This window comes from Daejeonella sp., from assembly GCF_037719425.1.
Lineage (GTDB): Bacteria > Bacteroidota > Bacteroidia > Sphingobacteriales > Sphingobacteriaceae > Daejeonella.
In genome coordinates this window covers 1-5,570 of sequence record NZ_JBBJNI010000211.1, presented here as the reverse complement: position 1 = coordinate 5,570, position 5,570 = coordinate 1, and the positions used below count along the sequence as shown (strand labels likewise).

Below are 5,570 nucleotides of genomic sequence, written 5' to 3'. Positions count from 1 at the left end.
GGGGAGCACTAGCGTACACATAGCCTACAAGCCACCCAGCGCCATTTAATAACCCATACATTGACTAAGAAAAGGGGGTGGATAATGCTCCGGCGTCCTAAATCACCTTATACCTAACAACTTTGTTTTCCTCCCAAACACAAAGGGCCTTTCCGCTATTTGTGAGGTATACCCGTGGGGAAATGCCGCTTCCGATTTCAGCGACTGATTTTTTGCTCAAATCCATCACCTTTATATGATTATTTTCCTGCCAGGCAACGAGGGTCCGGCCTTTGCTTTCAATCATGCTGACATCTTTCCCGGTTCCAAGCCGTTGTTCCAGCTGATTTTCTGACCAGTAAATTACATCGCTGTTTCTTCTCCAGGCTGTGGAGGTTATCCCTTTTTCGTTAATCGAGAGGCCACCGCCGTCCATAGGACAAGCGTTAAGCCGCCAGGTTCCTGTACCTGATTTCTTCGCGTTTGAAAAAGTCTTCCCTTTATCTGCTGAAACAGTGTAGTAAATATCCCGCGAACCGATAAGCCAGTTGCGGAATCCAATCACGAGCTTATTGTTCCGGTAAGAAATATTTGGTCGGCAGCATTCGCAAACATGCTCGTCTGGCGACTTGTAAACCATCAGGTTCTTTGACCAACTTGCAGCCTTTCCGTTTAATGAGGAAAAGTGGATGTTGTTTTTCTTTCCCGTCCCCAGGTCGAGCCAGACGGCATAAAAATTATCTTCTTTATCGGCGGTAATTGCCATCAGGCCCTCGGGGGCAGACCCTACCTTGTCATTTGTATTGCCTGTTTTACTCCAGGATTTACCCGCGTGATTCAGTTTATAGGAGTGAATGTTTCCGCTTTTGTCCATAGTAGTAATTAAACTGTATCCTTTTGACGAAGCTATTTGCGGGCCGCGGGTATGGCCTAAGTGCATGCCTTTTACTTCCCCCACAAGAACAGGTTTCGAAAAGTTTGAGCCGTTATCGGCAGATGTGATGCAAAAGATCTTTTCGCCAGAACCGTAAGCAATCCTCACAATTCCCCGGGTATCAATGGCAGCATTGGGCTGTTGTCCGGGGATGTCGGCAGCGTTAACTTTAAGCGAGGCAATCAAAAGGAAAAGCAACAATGTATTTCTGAACATATTCGATAGGTTAAAGCCAATAAAGATACTGCACATTAACGATTAAAAGTATGTATCATTTTCTTTTCGATAGCAAAGTGCTGGTGGAAGCCCGGTATGTCATCCCGCAGCGAGGGACCTTCTGTTAATTAAATGAAGTTCCCTCCCCGCGCAAAGCGGGTTCGGCCTGCCTGTCCGGTAGGCAGGGATGACATACGTGTACCCTCAGTGTCATGCCTGAATGCAGTGAGCGACCTTAAGAGCCTTAAACCGTTTCCGCCTCAAATCCTGCTTCTTTAACAGCAGCAATGATCTCACTTTCTGCGCGGTCGGTTTCGACGGTTAATATTCTGTCCACATCGTTCAGGTCGACCTGCCAGGCAGTCTCACCTGCTGCTTTATTTAAGTTCGGCGTTACTGCAGCAAGGCAGCCTGTACATTTGATATTGGTTTTAAATTTAATTGTGTTCATTGTTTTTGAATTTATATTGAGATTAATTATTAAAGTTATTCCAGGTTTGCGGCTTTTAACCGTAAGCTATTGGTTACCACGGATACGGAGCTTAGAGCCATAGCCGCGCCAGCAATCATAGGATCGAGCAGGAAACCATTGTAAGCATACAAAACCCCGGCGGCCAGAGGTATCCCGATTACGTTATAGATAAACGCCCAGAACAAATTCTGGTGGACCGTTTGTACCGTTCTTTTTGACAATTTGAGTGCTTTAGGTATTGCAAGCAGATCGGAGGTGATCAATGTCATTTTAGCAACGTCCATAGCTATGTCAGATCCTTTACCCATCGCAATACTCACATCGGCTTGAGCCAAAGCATGGGAATCGTTTATTCCATCACCAACCATAGCTACTATCTTGCCCTGGGACTGAAGCTCTTTTATAAAATCGGCTTTATCTGATGGCAGGACTTCCGCTTTGAAATGCTGAATACCTACTTCCTGGGCGACAGCTTTAGCCGTTTGCTCATTATCTCCTGTAAGCATATAAACTTCAATGCCCATATCTTGCAGAACTTTAACAGCTCTGGCTGATGTTTCCTTTACTTTATCGGCTATAGCAATTACGGCCAAAACCATTTCCTGATCGGCATAGTATACCACAGTGTTGGCCTTCTGCTGATACTTAAGAGCCTTTTGGACCAGATTTTCTGCTATTTGAATATTGTTTTCGGAGAGTAATTGGCGGTTGCCAACATAATAGGACCGCCCATTAAAAACGCCTTTAACACCACGTGCTGTTATGCTTTCGAAAGATGCCAGTTCAGTTCCGGAAACCCCCGTCTCCTTTAGTTCATTTATTACTGCTTCTGCCAATGGATGTTCTGATTTTATTTCAAGACTGTAAAGGAGCTCTTTTAACTGATTACTTACAGGAGAGTTGATGTTCCAGTCTATGCCATTTACTACAGGTTTTCCTTCTGTTATAGTGCCTGTTTTATCGAGGATGATTGCATTTACTTTATGACCTAGTTCCAGGCTTTCCGCATCCTTTATCAGGATGTTATTTTCTGCTCCCTTTCCTATACCGACCATTATTGCCGTTGGAGTTGCGAGGCCTAAAGCACACGGGCAGGCTATCACAAGTACCGTAACCGAAGTTAGAAGAGCGTGTGTAAACGCATTCTCTCCGCCAAACAGCATCCAGGTTATGAATGTAAGTATGGAGATACCTATAACTACGGGCACAAATATACCTGAGATCTTATCAACCAGCTTTTGCACCGGCGCTTTACTGCCTTGTGCTTCCTGTACCATCTTGATAATATGAGCGAGCAGCGTATCACTGCCTACTTTTTCCGCTTTAAACTGGAAGCTGCCTTTCTGGTTAATGGTTCCTGCAAATACTTTAGCTCCATTTTCCTTCATCACAGGAACAGGTTCCCCGGTTATCATACTCTCGTCCACATAGGAAGAGCCTGAAGTAACTATCCCGTCGACGGGAATTCTTTCTCCGGGTCTGGTAATGATGATATTTCCCTCAATAACTGAAGCAATAGGAATCTCCTCCTCCTCATCACCTAGTATTACTTTCACTGTTTTTGGTTGCAGGCCCATCAGCTTTTTAATTGCCGAGGAGGTATTCGACTTCGCTCTCTCCTCCAGCAGCTTCCCCAAGGAAATAAAGGCAATGATCACCGAAGCTGCTTCATAATATACATGAGCATGCAGCCCCCGCTGATGCCAGAATTCAGGGTAGATTGTGTTGAAAGCGCTGAACAAAAAGGCGATCCCGGTGCTTAGCGCAACCAGCGTATCCATGTTCGCCTTTCCATGCCTTGCCTGCTTCCAGGCATTGATAAAAAAAATGCGCCCAAACCAAAATAAGACCGGGGCAGTAAGAGCCATGGAGATCCATGCTCCATATGGCATTTCCATAAAGAACATCCCGATCACTACCACCGGCAATGAAAGTATAGAAGCCCAGATCGTGCGGTGTTTAATTTCCTGATAAACCTTTAGCTGAAGCTCTTCCTGAACTTGAGAAGGATTTTCGACGTCAATCAGAATATCATAGCCAATGGACTGAACCGTTTTTTTTAATTCTGCCGGGTTTGTTTCTTTCTCATTATACTCAGCCCAGGCAGTTTGGTTGGCAAAGTTTACCCCAGCATCACTCACACCAGGCGCCGCCTTTAGCATGGATTCAACACTGACGGCACATGCCGCACAGGTCATACCGGTAACCGGAAATGTTGCCCGTATATTTTTTGGAGTAGTATTCTGGATTTCTGCAGCTGGTGGCATAAGCATTATTATTACACTACAAAATTACGGCATCGATGGTGCAAAGCCCTTACACAATTCCAGGAAAGAATTACATTACTTTGTGATAATGACTTCAGATCGAATCCAGCGGTTTTCGGGTGTTGTGCAAATCCCTTGTTTTCTTGAATTGAGTGGGAGTTTGCCCGGTTATCTTTTTAAACTGTGCGGAAAGATGAGCAATGCTGCTATAGCCCAGCCTATCAGAGATAGCGCCCAGGCTAAGCTCATCATAGAATAAGAGTTCTTTTACTTTTTCTATTTTTTGTCGGATGATATATTGCTCCAGGGTAATTCCTTCTACAGAAGAGAATAAGGCACTGAGGTAGTTGTATTCGTGAAAAACATTGTCAGAGAGCAGTTTCGACCAGTTTGCTTTTCCATCCAGACTTTCTGAATGATGTATTTTTTCGATGATTAGATTTTTCATCTGTTCGATAAGTTTGCTCTTGCTATTATCAAGTAATTCAAACCCTAAAGCACTAAGCCGACTTTTCAATTCGTTCCTCGTGTCAGCGCTCAAACTATCTTCCTCAAGCTGTACAATACCCATAGTAACCAGGGTAGGATGGAGGCCGAGGTCCTCAAATTCATTGCTCACCGCTGTGATGCAGCGGTTGCATACCATATTTTTTATGTGCAGTTCTGTCATAATTTCAGATCAGGGAGCGCAACATGGTGCCGAACCCTGCATGGGCGGACATTTAACGGATCCATAACTACAATACACACAACAATCCCCTTTTAATGGCCTTAACCTTGCTTTGCATTTTTCACACTCGTAAAAATAAGCGCAGGCGTTAGTAGGCATAATTTCTTCCTTTTGGTTCCCGCAGTCCGGACAGGTAATAGTAGATCTTAGCTCAGGAGCATCACCGTCCTCATCGCAGCATGAATGAAGTTTTCTGCGGTGATAATTCCAAACCGTAGCTACCAGCAGGCCGGCTGCCCCGGCATAAAGAAAGTAGATCCAATAATCATTAACCTCAACATAATAGCCATACACTATCAGCAGGCTGCTTATTAAAGCAACAATTAAGGGGTACATGCAGCGATGAGTGCGGTATGATACATAAAGCCCTGCAAGGGAAATGAGCACCATAGATTGAAAAATCCACATCGTCCATCCGCCAAAAATTTCAAAGCTGCCCAATCCCAATGCAGTTGCGGCAAAAGCGATAATCGGGAAACAGCAAGGCGACAGCAAAACGGTGAGCAGAAGTCCTGCCGTACCCAGTTTGTCTAAATTATTGGTGAAATTCATATCAGGTCAAATATACTCCTATAACAGGTGGTGTTAAAACTCCAGCTATCGTTTACTGTTTTCCATTTCTTTCAGCTTCCTTTTCATGTAAGCGATTTCCGCTTGCTGACTTGAAACGATTTTTCTTTGCAGCTCTTGCAGCTCAGGATCTTTAAGAGTAGTTTTTCACTCTTTACGCACCATCCTGATCCAGGATTGTTTATCGGTCCCTCACCCATCACCATTGTGATTTACATCTTACTCATATCATGTCCGGCCATAGGGTTGATTCCTTTTTTGAGTATAAATTCACTGGATAACAAATATGCCCCACTCACAACCACTTCCCCGGTATTTTCCAAGCCCCTCAAGATAATTACTTGATTCGCGTCTTCATCACCAGTAACTACCATCCTGGGTTCAAAGGTATTTTTTCCAATT

Annotated in this window: 5 protein-coding genes and 2 pseudogenes; all 7 read right to left on the bottom strand. The window is 44.3% G+C overall.

Going from position 1 to position 5,570, the window contains the following annotated elements; translation table 11 throughout:
• Nucleotides 1-97 precede the first annotated feature (97 nt).
• Nucleotides 98-1,129 (bottom strand): hypothetical protein, encoded by a 1,032-nt coding sequence (locus tag WKF69_RS18485; RefSeq protein WP_340383855.1) that lies wholly within the window; start codon nt 1,127-1,129, stop codon nt 98-100.
• Nucleotides 1,130-1,373: 244 nt separating this feature from the next.
• Nucleotides 1,374-1,580, bottom strand: coding sequence for a hypothetical protein (locus WKF69_RS18480; RefSeq protein WP_340383853.1), 207 nt, complete (start codon nt 1,578-1,580; stop codon nt 1,374-1,376).
• A gap of 35 nt (nt 1,581-1,615) precedes the next feature.
• Nucleotides 1,616-3,868 carry a heavy metal translocating P-type ATPase gene (locus WKF69_RS18475; protein ID WP_340383851.1) on the bottom strand — a complete coding sequence of 751 codons (2,253 nt, stop codon included), beginning with the start codon at nt 3,866-3,868 and terminating at the stop codon, nt 1,616-1,618.
• A 94-nt stretch (nt 3,869-3,962) separates the two neighbouring features.
• Nucleotides 3,963-4,538 (bottom strand): AraC family transcriptional regulator, encoded by a 576-nt coding sequence (locus tag WKF69_RS18470; RefSeq protein WP_340383849.1) that lies wholly within the window; start codon nt 4,536-4,538, stop codon nt 3,963-3,965.
• A gap of 9 nt (nt 4,539-4,547) precedes the next feature.
• Nucleotides 4,548-4,736 (bottom strand): GDCCVxC domain-containing (seleno)protein, encoded by a 189-nt coding sequence (locus WKF69_RS18465; protein ID WP_340383857.1) that lies wholly within the window; start codon nt 4,734-4,736, stop codon nt 4,548-4,550.
• A 75-nt stretch (nt 4,737-4,811) separates the two neighbouring features.
• Nucleotides 4,812-5,150, bottom strand: a pseudogene (locus WKF69_RS18460) (MerC domain-containing protein); the annotation flags it as partial.
• 230 nt (nt 5,151-5,380) lie between these two features.
• Nucleotides 5,381-5,570: pseudogene (locus WKF69_RS18455) on the bottom strand (efflux RND transporter periplasmic adaptor subunit); the annotation flags it as partial.